At 64.6% G+C, this 20,131-nt stretch carries 17 protein-coding genes; 16 read left to right on the top strand and 1 reads right to left on the bottom strand.

The window, feature by feature from the left end; genetic code table 11:
* Positions 1 to 77: 77 nt before the first annotated feature.
* The 16 genes from mraZ (at position 78) to lpxC (ending at position 19,336) form a co-directional block, all read left to right on the top strand.
* Positions 78 to 506 (top strand): division/cell wall cluster transcriptional repressor MraZ, encoded by a 429-nt coding sequence (mraZ, locus tag VGL01_RS17410; RefSeq protein WP_173258026.1) that lies wholly within the window; start codon positions 78 to 80, stop codon positions 504 to 506.
* Between the two features lie 131 nt (positions 507 to 637).
* Positions 638 to 1,579: a 16S rRNA (cytosine(1402)-N(4))-methyltransferase RsmH gene (rsmH, locus tag VGL01_RS17405; RefSeq protein ID WP_331571471.1), complete on the top strand. Its 942-nt coding sequence runs from the start codon at positions 638 to 640 to the stop codon at positions 1,577 to 1,579.
* Positions 1,576 to 1,953 carry a cell division protein FtsL gene (ftsL, locus tag VGL01_RS17400; protein ID WP_331571469.1) on the top strand — a complete coding sequence of 126 codons (378 nt, stop codon included), beginning with the start codon at positions 1,576 to 1,578 and terminating at the stop codon, positions 1,951 to 1,953. The genes rsmH and ftsL overlap by 4 nt, the downstream gene beginning before the upstream one ends.
* A complete protein-coding gene (locus VGL01_RS17395; RefSeq protein ID WP_331571467.1) occupies positions 1,950 to 3,773 on the top strand; it encodes a penicillin-binding protein 2 in 1,824 nt (607 codons plus the stop codon). Before ftsL ends, VGL01_RS17395 begins: the two co-directional genes overlap by 4 nt.
* The gene (locus VGL01_RS17390) at positions 3,770 to 5,296 is read left to right on the top strand and encodes a UDP-N-acetylmuramoyl-L-alanyl-D-glutamate--2,6-diaminopimelate ligase (RefSeq protein ID WP_331571465.1); all 1,527 of its coding nucleotides are present in this window, start codon (positions 3,770 to 3,772) and stop codon (positions 5,294 to 5,296) included. Before VGL01_RS17395 ends, VGL01_RS17390 begins: the two co-directional genes overlap by 4 nt.
* Positions 5,293 to 6,777: a UDP-N-acetylmuramoyl-tripeptide--D-alanyl-D-alanine ligase gene (locus VGL01_RS17385; RefSeq protein ID WP_331571463.1), complete on the top strand. Its 1,485-nt coding sequence runs from the start codon at positions 5,293 to 5,295 to the stop codon at positions 6,775 to 6,777. The genes VGL01_RS17390 and VGL01_RS17385 overlap by 4 nt, the downstream gene beginning before the upstream one ends.
* Positions 6,778 to 6,792: 15 nt before the next feature.
* The gene (gene mraY, locus VGL01_RS17380; RefSeq protein ID WP_173258015.1) at positions 6,793 to 7,962 is read left to right on the top strand and encodes a phospho-N-acetylmuramoyl-pentapeptide-transferase; all 1,170 of its coding nucleotides are present in this window, start codon (positions 6,793 to 6,795) and stop codon (positions 7,960 to 7,962) included.
* Positions 7,963 to 7,993: 31 nt separating this feature from the next.
* The gene (murD, locus tag VGL01_RS17375; RefSeq protein WP_331571485.1) at positions 7,994 to 9,511 is read left to right on the top strand and encodes a UDP-N-acetylmuramoyl-L-alanine--D-glutamate ligase; all 1,518 of its coding nucleotides are present in this window, start codon (positions 7,994 to 7,996) and stop codon (positions 9,509 to 9,511) included.
* A complete protein-coding gene (gene ftsW, locus VGL01_RS17370; protein ID WP_331571461.1) occupies positions 9,508 to 10,782 on the top strand; it encodes a putative lipid II flippase FtsW in 1,275 nt (424 codons plus the stop codon). The genes murD and ftsW overlap by 4 nt, the downstream gene beginning before the upstream one ends.
* Positions 10,779 to 11,885: an undecaprenyldiphospho-muramoylpentapeptide beta-N-acetylglucosaminyltransferase gene (murG, locus tag VGL01_RS17365; RefSeq protein ID WP_331571459.1), complete on the top strand. Its 1,107-nt coding sequence runs from the start codon at positions 10,779 to 10,781 to the stop codon at positions 11,883 to 11,885. The genes ftsW and murG overlap by 4 nt, the downstream gene beginning before the upstream one ends.
* Positions 11,882 to 13,273 (top strand): UDP-N-acetylmuramate--L-alanine ligase, encoded by a 1,392-nt coding sequence (gene murC / locus VGL01_RS17360; protein ID WP_331571456.1) that lies wholly within the window; start codon positions 11,882 to 11,884, stop codon positions 13,271 to 13,273. Before murG ends, murC begins: the two co-directional genes overlap by 4 nt.
* 43 nt (positions 13,274 to 13,316) lie before the next feature.
* Positions 13,317 to 14,267, top strand: a complete 951-nt coding sequence (locus tag VGL01_RS17355; RefSeq protein ID WP_331571454.1) for a D-alanine--D-alanine ligase — start codon at positions 13,317 to 13,319, stop codon at positions 14,265 to 14,267.
* Positions 14,268 to 14,277: 10 nt separating this feature from the next.
* On the top strand, positions 14,278 to 15,039 hold the full coding sequence (locus VGL01_RS17350; RefSeq protein ID WP_173258006.1) for a cell division protein FtsQ/DivIB: 762 nt from the start codon (positions 14,278 to 14,280) through the stop codon (positions 15,037 to 15,039).
* Between the two features lie 40 nt (positions 15,040 to 15,079).
* On the top strand, positions 15,080 to 16,312 hold the full coding sequence (gene ftsA / locus VGL01_RS17345; protein WP_173258004.1) for a cell division protein FtsA: 1,233 nt from the start codon (positions 15,080 to 15,082) through the stop codon (positions 16,310 to 16,312).
* Positions 16,313 to 16,422: 110 nt separating this feature from the next.
* Positions 16,423 to 17,628: a cell division protein FtsZ gene (gene ftsZ, locus VGL01_RS17340; protein ID WP_173258003.1), complete on the top strand. Its 1,206-nt coding sequence runs from the start codon at positions 16,423 to 16,425 to the stop codon at positions 17,626 to 17,628.
* Between the two features lie 790 nt (positions 17,629 to 18,418).
* Entirely contained in the window at positions 18,419 to 19,336 is a 918-nt protein-coding gene (lpxC, locus tag VGL01_RS17335; protein ID WP_331571452.1) for a UDP-3-O-acyl-N-acetylglucosamine deacetylase, read from the top strand.
* 66 nt (positions 19,337 to 19,402) lie between these two features.
* Here the strand turns inward: lpxC and VGL01_RS17330 are convergent, their stop codons facing one another.
* Positions 19,403 to 19,942, bottom strand: coding sequence for a DciA family protein (locus tag VGL01_RS17330; protein ID WP_331571450.1), 540 nt, complete (start codon positions 19,940 to 19,942; stop codon positions 19,403 to 19,405).
* Between the last annotated feature and the right edge of the window lie 189 nt (positions 19,943 to 20,131).

Raw genomic sequence — 20,131 nt, 5'->3', positions numbered from 1 at the left:
TTTGTGGATTGATCCGACCTTTTTCGATCGGATTTCGAGTGTGACGGACGGGGCGTGCGCCCCGAGGGGAAGAGGACGTGTTCCAAGGGGCGTCGGCGCTGACGCTCGATGCGAAGGGCCGGATGTCGGTGCCCTCTCGTTATCGCGAAGCGCTGCAAGGCGAGGCACAAGGACGGGTGACGCTCACAAAGCACCCGGACGGGTGCCTTTTGCTTTTTCCGCGCCCCGAGTGGGAAGTGTTTCGCGCCAAGATCGCCGCGTTGCCGATGGACGCGCACTGGTGGCGGCGAATCTTTCTCGGCAACGCCTCGGATGTCGATCTCGATAGCGCGGGGCGCATTCTGGTTTCGCCGGAATTGCGCATGGCGGCAGCGCTGGAGAAGGAAGTCATGTTGTTGGGCATGGGAAGCCATTTCGAACTCTGGGACGCCCAGACATACGCGGCCAAGGAGCAGGCGGCGATGGCTCAGGGCATGCCCGAAGCGTTGAAGAATTTCACTTTCTGATCGCTGTTGTGAGTGCCCCGGGACGTGCCGCTTCGCGTCAGGTCCGCTCGAGGGCGCAATCCCCCAAGGGAATTCCCGCGGGGCGGATGCATGGGACGGCCCGGCGTTTTCTTGGGAACTTGGACGCTGCGATGGGAAATACGCTGCAGCATCAGACGGTGTTGCTGGATGAAGCGGTAAATGCGCTCGTGACGCGAGTGGACGGCGTCTATGTGGACGGTACGTTCGGGCGTGGCGGGCATAGCCGGGCGGTGCTGGCAAAGCTGGGCGACGCGGGGCGCTTGATTGCGTTCGACAAGGACCCGCAAGCGATCGAAACGGCGCGTGCGATCGACGACAAGCGGTTCGAAATCGTGCACGACAGTTTTGTCGGCCTTCGCGAGGCGATGGCCGCGCGCGGTATCGCGCGGCTTTCCGGGGTATTGCTGGATTTGGGTGTGTCGTCGCCACAGCTCGACGATCCCGAACGAGGTTTCAGCTTCCGCGCCGACGGTCCGCTCGATATGCGAATGGACCCGACGCAAGGAGAATCCGCGGCCGAGTGGCTGGCCCGGGCAACGCAGCAGGAACTGACGGAGGTCATTCGAGATTATGGGGAAGAACGGTTTGCTGTTCAGATTGCAAAGGCGATTGTTGCTCGCCGGGCAGAGTCCAGTCGTCTCGGGCCTCTCGACAGCACGGGCGAGCTTGCCGAAATCGTGGCTCACGCCGTCAAGACACGTGAGAAGGGTAAGGATCCGGCAACCCGCACCTTTCAAGCTATACGGATTCACGTCAATCAAGAGCTTGCGGAGTTGCAAGTCGTTTTAGAGGCTGCATTGTCGTTGTTGGAGCAAGGGGGGCGGCTGGTGGTCATCAGCTTTCATTCGCTCGAAGACAGAATCGTGAAGCGATTCATGCAGGCGCACGCGAGTGCGCCTGCTGTCGATCGTCGCTTGCCGATTCGCGCCGTCGATTTGCCGAGCCCTCCGCTCAAGATAGTCGGTCGGGTGTTTGCCAGCCCTGAAGAGGTGCAGGCGAATGCCCGCGCCCGCTCGGCGGTGATGCGCGTCGCGGAGCGCGTCGCGCCATGAGCCGCCTCAATATCTTCCTGCTCATCATTGTTCTCGGTTGCGCGTTGTCGGTCGTCAATGCGACGAACCAGCAGCGGCGGCTGTTCGTGCAACTCGAGCGTGCGCAGGCCGAGGAGCGTCAGCTGCAGCAGGACTACGCGCAGCTGCAATACGAGCAAAGCGCGCTCTCGAAGACCTCGCGCATCGAGCAAGTCGCCACCGATTCGCTCAAGATGCGCTCCATCGTGAGCGGCGGTACCCAATACCTGACGCTGGCTTCCGGTGCGTCCGAGGCGAAGGAAGTCGCCATTCCGAGCGTTGCGGCCAGTGCCAGCGTGGCGACCGCGCGTGCGCCGAAAGCACGTGTTGCGGCCAACCGCGGAGGCGCGCGATGAAGCAAGGCAGTCGTCGCAAGGGCGTAACGTTTTCCGCGAGTCCGGTACTGTCGGTACGCTTGCCGATGTGGCGCTCGAAGCTGGTCGTATTTCTGCTGTTCGTCGCCTTCTTGGCGCTCGTCGCGCGTGCGTTCTGGATCCAGGGGCCCGGCAACGCGTTCTATCAGAAGCAAGGCGAAAGCCGCTACCAGCGCACGATCGAGTTGGCCGCCACGCGCGGGAAGATTCTCGATCGCAATGGCCTCGTGCTCGCCACGAGCTTGCCTGTGCGCGCGATCTGGGCGATTCCGGAGTCGGTGCCCGAAGACCTCGACAACGAGAAGCTCGCGGCGCTGAGCTCGCTGCTCGGTCTCACGCGCAAGGAACTGCGCACGAAACTTTCGGGCGACAAGACTTTCGTATACGTGAAGCGCCAGGTACCCGTAGAAACTGCGGACAAGGTGATGGCGCTCGGCATTCCGGGCATCTATCAGCGCGAGGAATACAAGCGCTTTTATCCCGAAGGCGAAATTACCGCCCACCTGGTCGGCTTCACCAACGTCGAAGACGAGGGCCAGGAAGGCATCGAACTCGGCGATCAGAAGCTCCTCGCGGGCGTGACGGGCATGCGCCACGTCATCAAGGACCGCATGGGCCGCATCATCGAGGATGTCGATCAGCAAGTGCCGCCGCACAACGGCAAGGACGTCGATCTTTCGATCGACAGCAAGATCCAGTACATCGCCTATGCGGACCTGAAGGCCGCCGTCGAAAAATCGAAAGCGAAGGCGGGCGCGGCCATGGTCATCGATGTGCGCACCGGCGAAGTCCTCGCGCTCGTCAACTATCCGACCTACAACCCGAACGACCGGTCGCACCTGACCGGCGAGCAATTGCGCAACCGGATTCTCACCGACGTTTTCGAGCCGGGCTCGATCATGAAGCCGTTCACGGTTTCGCTTGCGCTCGACTTGCATCGCGTCACGCCCAACACGCTCGTCGATACGGGCAACGGCCATTTCGTGCTGGATGGCGCGCAGATCACGGACGACAGCGGCTTTGGCGTGCTGACGGTCGGCGGCGTGATTCAGAAATCGAGCAACATCGGTGCGACGAAGATCGCCATGACGCTCAAGCCGGAAGAGATGTGGAATATGTATACGGGCATCGGGCTCGGTCAGGCGCCCAAGGTTGGATTTCCCGGCGCCGCCGCGGGCCGCTTGCGGCCGTGGAAGAGCTGGCGGCGCATCGAGCAGGCCACGATGTCGTATGGCTACGGCCTTTCCGCGTCGCTCTTTCAGCTCGCGCGCGCCTATACGGCCATCGCGCACGATGGCCAGTTGATGCCGGTGTCGATCTTCAAGACGAATCCCGATCAACCCGTCGCCGGCACGCAGATTTTCTCGCCGACCACGGCCCGCGAAGTGCGCACGATGCTCGAGAGCGTCGTCTCGACGCAAGGTACGTCGCCCGAGGCAGCGGTGCCGGGCTATCGTGTGGGCGGCAAGAGCGGCACGGCCTACAAGCACGGCCCGCATGGCTACGATCATTCGAAGTACCGCGCGTCGTTCGTCGGCATGGCGCCGATGCCTAACCCGCGTATCGTCGTCGCCGTATCGATCGACGAGCCGACCGCGGGCAGTCACTTCGGCGGCTATGTCTCCGGGCCGGTCTTCGCCTCCATCGTCGGCGATACGCTGCGCACGCTCAACGTGCCGCCGGACATGCCGGTGAAGCAGCTCGTCGTCTCCGACGATGTAACGAAGTCGCCGGCCGCCGCGCAGGAGCGCACGGTCGCCGTCTCCAACGATCCTCGCAACCGTCCGGGAGTGGTGCGATGAGCGCCGCCGTCAATCGTCACGTCGCCGATGCAATCGGATGGCTGCGTTTGCAGGCGGCCTCGGGCGCGCATCTGCACGCCGACACCCGCACCGTTGCGCCGGGGGACGTGTTTTTGGCCTATGCCGTCGACGGCGCGGACAGCCGGCCGCATATCGCGCGCGCTTTCGAACGCGGCGCTGCTGCCGTGCTCTATCAGCCGGAGGGATTCTCGGGCGAGGTCGACGCGGCCCGCGCGCTCGCGGTACCCGCATTGAACGAACTGGCGGGCGAAATCGCGAGCGGCTGGTATGGCGAGCCGAGCCAGTCGATGCGCGTGATCGGCGTGACGGGCACGAACGGCAAGACCTCCTGTACGCAATGGATCGCGGCGGCGCTGAGCTCGCTCGAGGGCCCCTGCGCGGTCATCGGCACGCTCGGTACGGGCATGCCGGGACGGCTCGCGCAAACCGGCTTCACCACACCCGATGCGCCGCAATTGCAGCGCAGTCTTGCAGCGCTGGCCGCGGCGGGCGCCAAGAGCGTCGCCATGGAGGTGTCCTCGCATGCGCTGCATCAGGGGCGAGTGAACGGAACCGCCTTCGACATTGCCGTCTTCACGAATCTCACGCAGGATCATCTCGACTATCACAGGACCTTCGAAGCCTACGAGGCGGCGAAGGCCCGGCTGTTCGACTGGCCCACGCTGCAAGCGGCTATCGTCAATCGCGACGATGCGGCCGGTCAGCGTTTCATCGCGCGCACGATGGGTCGTGTGCGCACGATCTCGTACGGTATCGGCGGCGCGCCGCCGGCCGGGCACGCCGATGCGTCGATTTGCGCGACCAATGTGCGCGCCACCGCCACCGGCACCGCCTTTCATCTGTCGTCCGATTGGGGCTCGAGCGAGGTCGAGGTCGGCACGCTGGGTTTGTTCAACGTCAGCAATCTGCTCGCCGTGCTCGGGGCGTTGGTTGTCAGCGGCGTGCCGCTCGCCGCCGCGCTCACGCAGCTTGCCAAGCTCGAACCCGTCAATGGCCGCATGCAACGGCTCGGCGGGCGGATCGCGAACGACGAGCCGCTCGTCGTCGTCGACTATGCGCATACACCTGACGCACTCGAAAAGACGCTCGACGCGCTGCGCCCGATCGCACAAGCACGCGGCGGCAAGCTCGTTTGCATGTTCGGCTGCGGTGGGGACCGCGACGCGACCAAGCGCCCGCTCATGGGCGCGATCGCGGAGCGACTCGCGGATGCGGTTGTCGTGACGAGCGATAACCCGCGCAGCGAGGTGCCCCAGTCGATCATCGAGCAGATTGTCGCCGGCATGACCGAACCGGGCCGCGCTCGCGCCATCGAGGATCGCGCGAGCGCGATTCTGCAGGCGGTGCGAGGAGCCGCCCGCGAGGACGTCGTCGTGCTGGCCGGCAAAGGGCACGAAGCCACACAGGAAATCATGGGTAAGAAGCGGGTCTTTTCAGACCAGGATCACGCGCGCCTTGCATTGGCATCGCGCGCCACACAGGCACGCGGGGGCGGCGAATGACGATGCTTTCGCTCGCTCGAGCCGCTTCGCTGATCCCGGGCGCGACCGTGTCCGGCGACGGCGCCGTAGCGTTCGACCGTATCAGCACGGACAGCCGGACGACGGGCCCCGGAGATCTCTTCGTCGCGCTCAAAGGCGAGCGGTTCGACGCGCACGATTTTCTGGCCGATGTGGCGCGCCGCGGAGTGAGCGCCGTACTGGTTGCGCGGCTGCCGGAGGGGCTCGGCGTGCCGGCGATCGTCGTAGCCGGCGACGGCGATACACGCGTTGCGCTCGGCGCACTCGCGCGCGGCTGGCGCCGGCAGTTCGCGATCCCGCTCGTCGCGGTGACCGGCAGCAATGGAAAGACGACGGTCAAGGAGATGATCGCCTCGATCTTTGCCGCCGCATGCGGCGAAGACGGGCGGCTCGCCACGGCCGGCAATTTCAACAATGACGTCGGCCTGCCGTTGACGCTGTTGCGCCTGAGCGCGGCGCACAAGCTTGCTGTCGTGGAGCTGGGCATGAACCATCCGGGCGAAACGTCCACGCTCGCCAAGATTGCCGAGCCGACCATCGCGCTCGTCAACAACGCGCAACGCGAGCACCAGGAATTCATGGCGACGGTCGAGGCGGTCGCGCTCGAGCACGCCAGCGCGATTCACGCGCTCGGTCCCGACGGCGTCGCAGTGTTTCCCGCGGACGACGCCTATGCCGGTATTTGGCGTGTCGCGGCCACCGGGAATCGCGTTATCGACTTCGCGCTTCACGATCGCGGCGCGGTAACGGAGGCGGCTACGGGTGCCACGGCGGCGACCTCCGCGGCGGTGACAGGCGAATTCATCGGCAATCGCCTGAGAGTGGACTCGCCCGCCGGCGCATTCGAAGCCACATTGCAAGTGCTCGGCGCGCACAACGCCCGCAATGCGCTTGCCGCGACGGCCGCGGCGCTTGCCGCGAATGTTCCGCTCGATGCGATCCGCCGCGGACTCGAAGCGTTTTCGCCGGTCAAAGGGCGTTTGCAGGTCAAGCGCGCCGCGGCAGGCGCGCTGGCCGGCGCGACGGTCGTCGACGATACCTACAACGCCAACCCCGATTCGATGCGCGCCGCCATCGACGTGCTTGCCTCGATGCCGGCGCCGCGTGTGCTCGTGATGGGTGACATGGGCGAAGTGGGCGATCACGGCCCCGAGTTTCACCGCGAGGTCGGGGCGTACGCGCGCGAGCGCGGCATCGATGCGCTGTATGCGCTCGGCGATGCGGCCCGTGCGAGCTGTGCGGCGTTTGCTGCCGCCAACGAGCCGGACGCTGCGGCGCGCGAGCGCCTGGCGCACCACTTCGACGATGTGGATACGCTCCTCGCCCATCTGCTGCAAGCCGGATTCGGCGGCGGCACCACGCTGCTCGTGAAGGGCTCGCGTTTCATGCGTATGGAGCGCGTCGTCGACGCGCTGACGCAATTGCAACCCTGCGCACCGGGCGCCGCGCCCGGCGCGCACTGAAAAAGAAGGACAAGCATGCTGCTGGCGCTGGCGCAATGGCTGCAGAACGATGCAAGCTTTTTGCGTGTAATCGGCTATCTGACGTTTCGCGCGGTGATGGCTTCCATCACCGCGCTCGTGATCGGCCTCGTTTGCGGTCCGTGGGTGATCCGCAAGCTGACCTCGATGAAAGTGGGACAGGCCGTGCGCACGGACGGCCCGCAAACGCACTTGGTGAAATCGGGTACGCCGACGATGGGCGGCGTGCTCATTTTGCTCGGCATCGCCGTTTCGACGCTGCTGTGGGCCGATCTCACCAATCGCTTCATCTGGATCGTGATACTCGTCACGTTCGGGTTTGGCGTGATCGGCTGGGTCGACGACTACCGCAAGGTCGTCTACAAGGACCCGCGCGGCATGTCCTCGCGCGAGAAGTATTTCTGGCAATCGGTCATCGGGCTGTTCGCCGCGGTCTATCTGGCGTTCAGCGTGTCCGAGGCCAATAACGTGCGCGTTTTCGACCTGTTCATGGCCTGGGTGCGCAGCGGCCTGTCGATGGGATTGCCGGCGCGCGCGGACCTGATGCTGCCGTTCCTGAAGTCGATCACCTATCCGCTCGGCGTATGGGGCTTCATCGCGCTCACCTATTTCGTGATCGTCGGCGCGAGTAACGCCGTCAATCTGACGGACGGCCTCGATGGTCTCGTCATCATGCCCGTCGTCCTCGTGGGCGGCTCGCTCGGCGTTTTCGCCTACGTGATGGGCAGCTCGATCTATTCCAAATATCTGCTGTTTCCGCATATTCCCGGCGCCGGCGAGCTGCTGATCTTTTGTTCGGCGATGGGCGGCGCCGGACTCGCGTTTCTCTGGTACAACACGCACCCCGCACAAGTGTTCATGGGCGACGTCGGCGCGCTGGCGCTGGGCGGCGCGCTCGGCACGATCGCGGTCATCGTGCGCCAGGAGATCGTCCTGTTCATCATGGGCGGCATTTTTGTGGCGGAAACCCTTTCGGTGATGCTCCAGGTGGTCTGGTTCAAATACACGAAGCGCCGGTTCGGCGAGGGGCGGCGCATTTTCAAGATGGCGCCGCTGCACCACCACTTCGAGCTGTCCGGATGGAAGGAGACGCAAGTCGTCGTGCGCTTTTGGATCGTGACGTTGATGTTGTGTCTGTTCGGTCTGTCCACACTGAAACTGCGGTAAAGGAAAGGAAAAGCAAGCGATGTTTGGCGAGATGTTTCGAGATCGGCATCCGATGGTGCTCGTGCTGGGGCTCGGCGCTTCGGGCCTCGCAATGGCGCGCTGGTGCGCGCGCCATGGGTGCCGGCTGCGCATTGCCGATTCGCGCGAGGCACCGCCGAGTCTGCCGCTGCTCGAGGCCGAGCGCATCGATGCCGAGTTCGTCGGCGGCGCGTTTTCGCCTGCACTGCTCGAGGGTGGGATCGAGCTCGTTGTCGTGAGTCCGGGGCTTTCGCCGCTTTCGCCGGAACTCGCCCCGCTATTCGCCAGCGCGCACGAGCGCGGCGTGCCGGTCTGGGGCGAACTCGAATTGTTCGCGCGGGCGCTCGCGCATCTCGGCGAGAGCGGTTATGCGCCGAAGGTCATCGCCGTGACGGGCACCAATGGCAAGACCACGACCACGAGCCTGACGGGCCTGCTCTGCGAGCGTGCGGGCAAGGCGGTCGCGGTGGCCGGCAATATCGGTCCGACGATGCTCGATACGTTGTCCGACGCGATCGACCGCACCGCGCTGCCCGAGGTGTGGGTGCTCGAGCTTTCAAGCTTTCAGCTCGAGACGGCACACACGTTCGATCCCGATGCCGCTGCGGTGCTCAACATTACTCAGGATCATCTCGACTGGCACGGCAGCTTCGAAGCCTATGCGGCGGCCAAAGGCCGAGTATTCGGCCCGCATACGGTGCGCGTGCTCAATCGCGACGACCCCGGAACGATGGCGTTCGCCTCCGCCGATAAGGCGCCCGATGCGCCGCACGGTGTGCAGGTTGTCACGTTCGGGCTCAACGAGCCGCTGCGCGCGGGAGACTATGGCCTCTTGCGAGAGGCGGATATCAATTGGCTCGTTCAGGCTGAAGAGCGCGACCCGGCGGATGAAACATCGTCATCGCGCCGCCGTCGGCAGGAAGCGGCGGCTCCGGTCGAACTGACGATGAAGCGATTGATGCCGGCCGACGCCTTGCGCATTCGCGGACTGCACAATGCGGCGAATGCGCTGGCCGCGTTGGCACTGGCTCGTGCGATCGGTCTCGCTACCGCGCCGCTGCTGCATGGACTGCGTGAATATCGCGGCGAGCCGCATCGCGTCGAACTCATCGCTTCGATCGACGGCGTCGACTATGTCGACGACAGCAAGGGCACCAACGTGGGCGCAACCGTCGCCGCGCTCGATGGTCTTGCGCAGCGCGCCGTATTGATCCTCGGCGGCGACGGCAAAGGGCAGGACTTCGCGCCGCTTGCGCGCCCCGTCGCGCGGTGGTGCCGGGCGGTCATGCTGATCGGGCGCGATGCGCCGGCGATCCGTGCCGCGCTGGCCGACACGGGCGTCGTGCTCACCGAGCATCCGACGCTCGAAGCGGCGACGCTCGAGGCCAGTGCGATCGCGCAACCGGGTGATGCGGTGCTGCTTTCGCCGGCCTGCGCGAGTTTCGACATGTTCAAGGACTATTCGCATCGCGCGGATGTATTCCGCGGCGCGGTGCAAGACATTGCGGCACAACGGGGGACGATGCTATGAGCTGGTCCGACCGCATCACCCAACGGTTTTTCACGGAACGCGGCGCGGGTTCCGGCACGCGCAAGGAAACGGCCGCCCGCACGGCTGCGGGCGGGCTTGCGAGCGCGGTCAGCGGAATCCGTCCGCTGCGCTCGCGCATGCTCGATTACGACCACTCGCTGTTGTGGGCGGCGATTGCACTGATCGGCCTGGGCGTCGTCATGGTTTATTCGGCGTCGATCGCCATGCCCGATTCGCCGAAATACGCCGCTTATCGCGACTACGCGTTCCTCGTGCGGCACATCGCCTCGCTCGTCGTCGCGACGATCGCCGCGGCGGTCGTATTCCGCATTCCGATCTCCGTGTGGGACAAGTACGCGCCGAAGTTCTTCCTTATCACCCTCGTGGTGCTCGTGATCGTGCTCGTACCGCATATCGGCAAGGGCGTGAACGGCGCGCGCCGTTGGCTGCCGCTCGGCATCATGAACATGCAGCCGTCCGAGATCATGAAGCTGGCCGTCACGATCTACGCGGCGAATTACACGGTGCGCAAGCAGGAATACATGCAGAGCTTTGCCAAAGGCTTTTTGCCGATGGCGCTGGCCGTCGGCTTCGTGGGCGCACTGCTGCTGCTCGAGCCGGACATGGGTGCGTTCATGGTCATCGCAGCCATTGCGATGGGGGTGCTCTTCCTCGGCGGCGTGAACGGCAAGCTCTTCGGCGGGCTCGTGGCCACGGCGGTCGCGACGTTCGGATTGCTCGTCTGGGCGTCGCCGTGGCGGCGCGAGCGGATCTTCGCCTATCTCGACCCGTGGGACGATCGCTACGCGCAGGGCAAGGCCTATCAGCTGACACACTCGCTGATCGCATTCGGGCGCGGGGAATGGTTTGGCGTGGGACTGGGCGGCAGCGTCGAGAAGCTCAACTATCTGCCGGAAGCGCATACCGACTTCATTCTCGCCGTGATCGGCGAGGAACTCGGCTTTGTCGGCGTGCTCATCGTCATTCTGCTGTTTTACTGGATCGTGCGGCGCTCGTTCGAGATCGGTCGGCAGGCGCTCGCGCTCGATCGAACCTTTGCGGGACTCGTCGCGAAAGGCGTCGGACTGTGGTTCGGCGTGCAAACGTTCATCAATATCGGCGTCAACCTCGGCATCTTGCCGACGAAGGGGCTGACGCTGCCGCTCGTCAGCTATGGCGGCTCCGGCATCGTGCTCAACTGCGTCGCGCTCGCGGTGCTGATGCGTGTGGACTACGAGAATCGTGTGCTCATGCGCGGAGGGAAAGTATGAGCACGACTCCCCAACGTACGTTGATGGTGATGGCCGGCGGAACCGGGGGACACGTGTTCCCCGGCCTCGCCGTCGCGCATCGGATGCGTGCGTGGGGGTGGCGTGTCGTCTGGCTCGGCAACCCGGTGGGGATGGAAGCCTCGCTCGTGCCGAAGCATGGCATTCCGATGGAGTACGTTCGCTTTGGCGGATTGCGCGGCAAGGGGCTCAAGACGAAGCTTTCGCTGCCCCTGAATCTGTTGCGGGCCTGCCTCGAAAGCCGTCGTGCCTTGAACCGCGTGCGTCCCGATGTCGTGCTCGGCATGGGCGGCTACATCACATTTCCAGCCGGTGTCATGACGGCGCTGGCGCGGCGGCCGCTCGTGCTGCACGAGCAGAACTCGGTGGCGGGGCTGGCGAACCGGGTGCTGGCCAAGCTTGCGCGGCGCGTGCTCGTGGCGTTTCCCGATGCGCTGCCCGGCGCCGAGTGGACCGGCAATCCATTGCGCGACTCCGTCACACAGGCCGACGAGCCGAAGCTGCGGTATGGGCGACGCAGCGGGCCGCTCAAGCTGCTCGTCGTGGGCGGCAGCCTCGGCGCCGCCGCGCTCAACGAAGTGGTGCCGCGCGCGCTCGCGTTGCTCGCCCCCGAGGCGCGTCCGCACGTCGTGCACCAGGCGGGCGCGAAACATATCGAGGCGTTGCAGGCGAACTATGCCGCGGCGGGATTGACGGAAGAAGGAACGCTCGCGCTCGTGCCGTTCATCGACGATATGGCGACGGCGTACGCCGACGCCGACGTCGTGATTTGCCGCTCGGGTGCGATGACTGTCGCGGAAATCGCGGCGATCGGCGTGGCGGCCCTGTTCGTGCCGTTCCCCCATGCCGTGGACGATCACCAGACCACGAACGCCGAATTTTTATCGAAGCACGACGCGGCCGTGCTGGTGCAGCAACGCGATTTGTCGCCGCAGTCGTTGGCCGATTGGCTTGGCACGCTTACGCGGGAAACGCTCGCCGAAATGGCTGAGCGGGCGCGCTCGCTGGCCAAGCCCGACGCCACCGATCGTGTCGCGCAAGTCTGCGCGGCCGTGGCGCTCGCGCGTCAGGAAGGAAAGCAATGAAACACATCGTCAAACATATTCATTTTGTCGGCGTCGGTGGCGCCGGCATGAGCGGTATCGCGGAGGTACTCGCCAATCTCGGCTATCAGGTGAGCGGCTCGGACCTCGCGAAGAGCGCGACGACCGAGCGTCTCGCTTCGCTCGGTGCGCGTATTTCGATCGGGCATGACGCCTCGAACATCGATGGCGCGGACGCCGTCGTCGTGTCGACGGCCGTGCGCAGCGACAACCCCGAAGTGCTTGCCGCTCGGCGGCTGCGTGTGCCGATCGTGCCGCGCGCGGTCATGCTGGCCGAGTTGATGCGCTTGAAGCAGGGCATTGCGATCGCCGGCACGCACGGCAAGACGACGACCACGAGCCTCGTGGCCAGTGTGCTCGCGGCAGGTGGGCTCGATCCGACGTTCGTCATCGGAGGGCGCCTCACGAGCGCCGGGGCCAATGCGCGGCTCGGCACGGGTGACTTCATCGTGGCCGAGGCCGACGAGTCCGACGCATCGTTCTTGAACCTGCTGCCCGTGATCGAAGTCGTGACCAACATCGACGCCGATCACATGGACACCTACGGGCATGACTTCGCCCGGCTCAAGCAGGCGTTCATCGAATTCACGCACCGGTTGCCGTTTTATGGCATTGCGGTGCTCTGCGTCGACGATCCGAACGTGCGCGAGATCTTGCCGTTTGTCTCGAAGCCGGTCATCCGCTACGGTTTCGCGGCCGATGCGCAGGTGCGCGGCGTCAACGTCGTCCCGCGCGAAGGCAAGATGTACTTCACGGCAATGCGCGAGGATGCGCCGCCGCTCGATATCGTCCTCAACATGCCGGGCTTGCACAACGTGCAAAACGCGCTCGCGGCGATTGCGATTGCGACCGAGCTCGAGGTGCCGGACGCCGACATTCAGCGCGCGCTCGCGGAGTTCACCGGTGTAGGACGGCGTTTTCAGCGCTACGGCGACGTGGCCATCGCGGCAGGCGGGCACTTCGCGCTCATCGACGATTACGGCCACCACCCCGTCGAGATGGCCGCGACGATCGCGGCAGCGCGCGGCGCTTTTCCCGACAAGCGGCTCGTGCTCGCGTTCCAGCCGCACCGCTATACACGCACACGCGATTGTTTCGAGGATTTCGTCAACGTTCTGTCGAGCGTCGACGCCCTCGTGCTGACCGAAGTCTATGCGGCCGGAGAAGCGCCGATCGTCGCGGCGGACGGGCGCGCGCTCGCGCGCGCGGTTCGCGTGGCAGGCAAGGTTGAACCGGTATTCGTCGAAACGGTCGATGACGTACCGGAGGCGCTGTCGACGCTCGTGCGCGACGGCGATGTAGTGATCACGATGGGCGCGGGATCGATCGGTACCGTGCCGGGACGACTCGCGCAAGAGGTGAATACATGACCCCCCAGCTCACTATCGTCCGCTGCTCCCGTGGGAGGTTGGCATGAGTAGCAGCAAGACTATCGATCCGAAACGTTTCGGCAAGGTTGCCGTATTGATGGGCGGCGTGTCGGCCGAGCGCGAGGTTTCGCTCAATTCAGGGCGGCTCGTGGTCGAAGGTCTGCGCAATGCGGGCGTCGATGCCCATCCGTTCGATCCGGCCGAGCGCGAGCTCTCGGAGCTGAAGGCGCAGGGCTTCGCGCGTGCGTTCATCGCGCTGCACGGCGGCTACGGCGAGAACGGCCAGCTGCAGGGCGCGCTGGACTTCTACGGCATCCGCTATACGGGCAGCGGCGTACTGGGCTCGGCGCTCGGGCTCGACAAATTCCGCACGAAGCTCGTCTGGCAGCAGACGGGCGTGCCGACACCGCCGTTCGAGACGGTACTGCGCGGCGACGATTATGCGGCTCGCGCACCCGAGATCGTCGCGAAGCTCGGGCTGCCGCTCTTCGTGAAGCCGGCGAGCGAGGGATCGAGCGTCGCCGTGACGAAGGTCGCTCGCGCCGAGGCACTGTCGGCCGCGCTCGAGGAGGCGGCCAAATTCGACAAGATCGTGCTCGTCGAGAAGAGCATCGAAGGCGGAGGCGAATACACGGCCTGCATTGCGGGCGACCTCGATTTGCCGATCATTCGCATCGTACCGGCGGGCGAGTTTTACGACTATCACGCGAAGTACATCGCGAACGACACGCAGTACCTGATTCCGTGCGGTTTGTCCGCGAGCGAGGAGGCGCGGCTGAAGGCACTCTCGCGCCGCGCGTTCGACGTGCTCGGCTGCTCCGATTGGGGCCGTGCCGATTTCATGCTCGATGCGGCCGGCAACCCGTTTTTTCTCGAAGTGAATACGGCCCCGGGTATGACCGATCACTCCCTGCCGCCGAAAGCGGCGCGCGCCGTCGGCATCAGTTATCCGGAACTGGTCGTCGCCGTGCTGGCGCTGACCCTCGAGGACTGAGACAACGATCATGTGGAGCAACGTTCGCCAGCTCAATCTCGCCGCCAACGTGCTGTTCGCGCTGGTGCTCGTCGCGCTCGTCGCGGCGGGCGGGATTTGGCTCGCGCAACGCCCGTCGTTCGCGCTGGCGGCCATTCGCATCGACGGCGACACGGAGCACATCAACACGCCGATCGTGCGTGCGGGTGTCGTCGGTCATCTGCGGGGCAACTTCTTCACCGTCGATCTCGATGCGGCGCGTCAGGCGTTCGAGCAAATGCCGTGGGTACGCCGCGCGAGCGTGCGCCGGGTCTGGCCCAACGCACTGGCCGTGACGCTCGAGGAGTACAAGCCGCTCGGGACGTGGGGCAGCGATCAGCTCGTCAGTGTGGACGGCGATCTCTTCACCGCGAACCAGGGCGAACTCGACGAGGAACTGCCCGCGTTCGACGGCCCTGCCGGTACGTCGAAAGAGGTCGTCGCCCGCTATTTCGATTTCAAGAAATGGCTGGCGCCGCTCGGCGCCGTGCCCGACGAAGTCACGCTTTCGCCGCGTTATGCATGGACAGTGAAACTGTCGAACGGTATGCAGATCGAATACGGCCGGGAGCGCAATCCGTCGACGCTCGCGGAACGCTCCAACCGGCTCAGCGCTGCATGGAAGGCTGTCACGGCGCGCTGGGGCAACGACATCGAATATGCGGACCTGCGCTATCCGAATGGCTTCGCGATCCGCGCCGCGGGGATGCGGTTTCTCGACGATGGCGGCACGAAGGGCAAGGCCAAGAAATAACACATGAAGCACGACAAGACATCACACGCACGAGCACGCTATGAGTAAAGACTATAAGGATCTGCTGGTCTCCCTCGACATCGGTACCGCGAAGGTCGTAGCGGTCGTCGCCGAACTGAGGGGCGAAGGCCATTACGAGGTGATCGGTCTCGGGCAGAGCGAATCGAAGGGGCTCAAAAAAGGCGTGGTGGTGAACATCGAGGCCACCGTGCAATCGATTCAGCGCGCGCTCGAAGAAGCGGAACTGATGGCCGATTGCAAGATCACTAACGTGTTCACCGGCATTGCCGGGAGTCACATCCGCAGCTTCAATTCGAGCGGAATGGTGGCGATCAAGGACAAGGAGGTGACGCAGGCCGACGTGGCGCGCGTCATCGAAACGGCCAAGGCGATCAACATCCCGACGGATCAGCAGGTGCTGCACATCCTCACACAGGAATTCATCATCGACGGGCAGGAGGATGTGCGCGAGCCCATCGGGATGAGCGGCATCCGTCTGGAAGTGAAGGTTCACATCGTGACCGGTGCGGTGTCGGCGGCGCAAAACATCGTGAAGTGCGTGCGGCGCTGCGGGCTCGAAGTCAACGACCTGATTCTGCAGCCGCTCGCGTCGTCGCTGGCTGTGCTGACCGAGGACGAGAAGGAACTCGGCGTGGTGCTCGTCGACATCGGCGGCGGCACGACGGACATCGCGATCTTCAGCGAAGGTGCGATTCGCCATACGGCGGTCATTCCGATTGCCGGAGATCAGGTGACGAGCGACATCGCCATGGCGCTGCGCACGCCGACGCCCGACGCCGAGGACATCAAGGTCGGCTACGGCATTGCGAAGCAGGCACTGGCCGATCCGGACGAGATGATCGAAGTGCCGGGGCTCGGCGAGCGCGGGCCGCGCACGCTGTCGCGCCAGGCGCTTGCGGCCGTAATCGAGCCGCGCGTCGAGGAGCTCTTCTCGCTCGTGCATCAGGTCGTGCGCGAGTCCGGTTACGAGGAGCTGTTGAGTTCGGGCGTCGTCTTGACGGGCGGCGCATCGATGATGCCGGGCATGGTCGAGCTCGGTGAGGACATTTTTCTCAAACCGGTGCGCATCGGCGTGCCGGAGTATGCGGGCGGACTCGCCGACGTCGTGCGCAATCCACGCTATTCGACGGCGATGGGGCTGCTCGTCGAGGGCTCGTCGCAGCGAATGCGTGGACGCAAGGTTGCTGTCCAGTCGGGCTCGATGGGGCAGGTCTTCACTCGCATGAAGGATTGGTTCCTGGGCAATTTTTGAAGTCTTTTTGAATTCGCGCCGGTGCCGGCGGCTTGCGCGCGACAGGGGGTTGCCCGATTCCCTGCCGAATAACGGCCGAAGAGCGGGATCTTTTTCTTGACGGAGGCAATATGGAATTCCAGATGTTGGAAACGGAAACCAGCGGCACCATCATCAAGGTGGTGGGCGTTGGCGGTGCCGGCGGCAACGCTGTGCAACACATGATCAACAAGGGTGTGCAGGGCGTCGATTTCGTCGTCATGAACACCGATGCGCAGGCCCTCTCGCGCTCGCGTTCGCCGAGCGTGATTCAGCTCGGCAGCACGGGTCTCGGTGCGGGCGCAAAGCCGGAAATGGGGCGCGCCGCGGCGGAAGAAGCCCGCGAGCGGATTGCCGACGCGCTGCGCGGCGCGCACATGGTCTTCATCACGGCCGGCATGGGCGGCGGAACGGGTACGGGTGCGGCACCGGTCGTCGCGCAAATCGCGAAAGAGATGGGCATTCTGACCGTCGGTGTCGTGAGCAAGCCGTTCGAGTTCGAAGGCGGCAAGCGCATGCGCGTGGCAGAAGCAGGTTCGCAGCAACTGGAGGATCACGTCGACTCGCTGATCGTCGTCCTGAACGACAAGCTGTTCGAGGTGATGGGCGATGACGCCGAGATGGACAAGTGCTTCCAGTGCGCGGACGACGTTCTGAACAACGCGGTGGCCGGCATTGCCGAAATCATCAACGTGGACGGTCTCGTCAACGTCGACTTCGAAGACGTGAAGACGGTCATGGGCGAGCAGGGCAAGGCGATGATGGGCACGGCGACCGTCGCCGGCGTCGATCGCGCCCGTCTCGCGGCGGAGCAGGCCGTGGCGAGTCCGCTGCTCGAAGGCGTCGATCTCTCGGGCGCGCGCGGCGTGCTCGTGAACATCACGTCGAGCCGTTCGCTGCGCCTGTCCGAAACGCGCGAGGTGATGAACACCATCAAGAGCTATGCGGCGGAAGACGCAACGGTGATTTTCGGTGCGGTCTACGACGACGCCATGGGCGATGCGCTGCGCGTGACGGTCGTCGCCACGGGCCTGGGCCGTACGGCGGCGAGCGCGGCGAAGAAGCAGCAGCCGGCGCCGATGACGCTTTTGCGCACCGGTACCGACAACCAGCCGGTCGCGGCCGCGCAAAACGGCTACGCGAGTTCGCGCACGGCGTCGGGCGACTACGGTGCGTTCGATGCACCGGCCGTGTGGCGCAATTCGCGCGAGACGGCTGCTTCGCATGTCCAGGCGCTCCAGGAAAAGGGCGTCGAGACGTACGACATTCCGGCGTTTTTGCGCAAACAGGCCGATTAAGGCGTGCGACGCCTCGCGCGTCGCACGTTTTTTCGGCGCGATGAAGCGCACGAGAAGGGCTGAGCATGTTGAACGGCAACGGCGCAAGGCGGCCGCGTCCCCTAGGGCGCGCGCTCGCAGCGGTCGTGCGCGGCGCATCGCCCAAACGTGTCGAGCGGTTATCGACGCGCACGGGCCCGGTGGCCGCGGCACGGATGGGCACCGTGCGGCGCACGCGGGTTTGCGAGTCGCTCTGCGACAGGCGTACGTGGCAGCGAGCGGCCAGATGAGGGACGGCGGGCGCTTTACGCGCTGACGCATGTCTTTCGGGCGACGCCGGCGCATCGCGGGCAAGATGCGCGGTTTCGCAGGCCGACTGCGGCTGGTAACGCCTGCGCTGAACGGGCAGCGCACGTCGACGGTTGTCACCGCTGGCGTGTGGCGGTCGGTTTTTGCGCAGTGCGGCAACCGCATTCGCGTTTCGGCGTGGTCAAGACGCCGGGATACGAGTGCCGGATCGGCGTCTGCTCAGGGCGCTGGGTAGCCGTGCGCCATCGGCATCGTTGCGTTGCGTCGCAGCAACAACGCAAGCGCGGCGTTTGTGATGGTGAGTAACAAGCAGTAATGGGCCGACGTCCGGGAATGCCTCCATTCCGGGCGTTGGCCCACGTTTTGCATGCACAGCGGTTTAAGCGGGTAACGCCGGGAAACAGACTGAAACGTTCCACGCCCTGTCAGCCTGTTCGGGATGGAGTATAATCCCTACTATGAAATAAGAAGCTCGATTGAATTTAGCAATCGACAAACCACTATGCTGAAGCAACGCACCATCAAATCGATCGTCAAGACCGTTGGCATCGGCCTGCATTCGGGCCGCAAGGTCGAATTGACGCTCCGCCCGGCCGCCGAAAACACCGGTATCGTGTTTTCACGCGTCGATCTTCCCACGCATGTCGACATTCCGGCGTCCGCGATGTCCATCGGCGACACGCGTCTTGCGTCGGTACTGCAAAAAGACGGTGCGCGCGTTTCGACGGTGGAGCATTTGATGTCGGCCTGTGCGGGCCTCGGTATCGATAATTTGTATGTCGACGTGACGGCCGAAGAAATCCCGATCATGGACGGCAGTGCGGCTTCATTCGTGTTTCTGATGCAGTCGGCCGGCATTCTCGAGCAGAACGCGGCGAAGAAATTCATTAAGGTGACGAAGCCGGTCGAGGTGCGCGATGGCGACAAGTTCGCACGCCTCGAGCCGTATTTCGGCTTCAAGTTGCAATTCACGATCGATTTTCGGCACCCCGCGGTCGACAAGACGGGTCAGGCGCTGGAAGTCGATTTCGCGACTACTTCGTACGTGCGCGAGATCGCGCGTGCGCGTACGTTCGGCTTTGCGCATGAAGTGGAAACGATGCGCGAACTGGGCCTCGCTCGCGGCGGCAGTATGGATAACGCGATCGTGCTCGACGAATACCGCATCCTCAACAACGACGGCTTGCGCTACGACGATGAATTCGTGAAGCACAAAATGCTCGATGCCATCGGCGATCTCTACGTGGTTGGGCATTCGCTGCTCGCTTCTTACACTGCGTATAAATCGGGGCACGGCTTGAACAATATGCTGTTGCGTGAATTGCTCGCACACGAGGACGCGTACGAGATCGTCACGTTCGAAGACGCGCAACATGCGCCTCGCGGCTTCGGTTACGACGCACAGACGGCATTTGCCTGACGAGAAGCGCCTGGCCGCCGTGGCGTAACCCGCCGGGCACACAAAAAAAAGCGGCTTTCGAGCCGCTTATTTTTTTGTGTCGATGGGCGCCGGTGCTTCCGCCTCCGGCGGAGCACCGTCCTGCTGCGCTTTGCTATGGCGAGCGGCCATCCGCGCGAGTGCCGCCTGGAGCGGGGAAGGTGGCAATGTCTCGCTCAGCGCTTGCAGTGCTTGCGCCCCTTGGGGCGTCATGCGCGCCGTCTTGGGTCTCGGCGGTTCCGCTGCAGCCCGGGGTCGTACTTTCACGGCAAGTGTGCGGATATTCCATCCCCGCTGCTGCAAATCCGCGATGAGCCGCGGCTCGAGATGCCGCAGACGGGCCGCCAGCGCGCTATGCGCGGCGAACAAGGTCAGTGCGCCGTCCCTCACGAAGCCCGGCTCGATGCTCGTCGCGAGATAGGCCGGCAAAAGCTCGCTCAGCGCACGCTCGAGCGCCGCCGTTTGCTCGACGCCCGCGCGCAACGCCGCGAATGCGTCGGTGCGCCCAAGCACTTCGGCCACAGGCCGTGGGACAGGCGCGGCTCGCGGCTTGGACGAGGGTGAAAAGCGGGACGAAAAGCGGCTCATTCGTAGTCTGAGGGAACGTGTACGGCGGCACACGGGGCTGAACGCACTCATTGTACCCGGGCCGCCCGCCGCGGCGGTCCGATGCGCACTTGCGCGACACGGTGGATTAAGGCTCGCGTGCTAAAATGCGCGATTCGAATTCACTCATGGAATAAGCCGCCGAGGCACTCGGATCCGGTACGCCCGCGG

It is taken from the genome of Trinickia sp., assembly GCF_036503415.1.
GTDB lineage: Bacteria > Pseudomonadota > Gammaproteobacteria > Burkholderiales > Burkholderiaceae > Trinickia.
The sequence above is the reverse complement of the archived record's forward strand: the minus strand, read 5'-3'. Positions and strand labels throughout refer to the sequence as shown.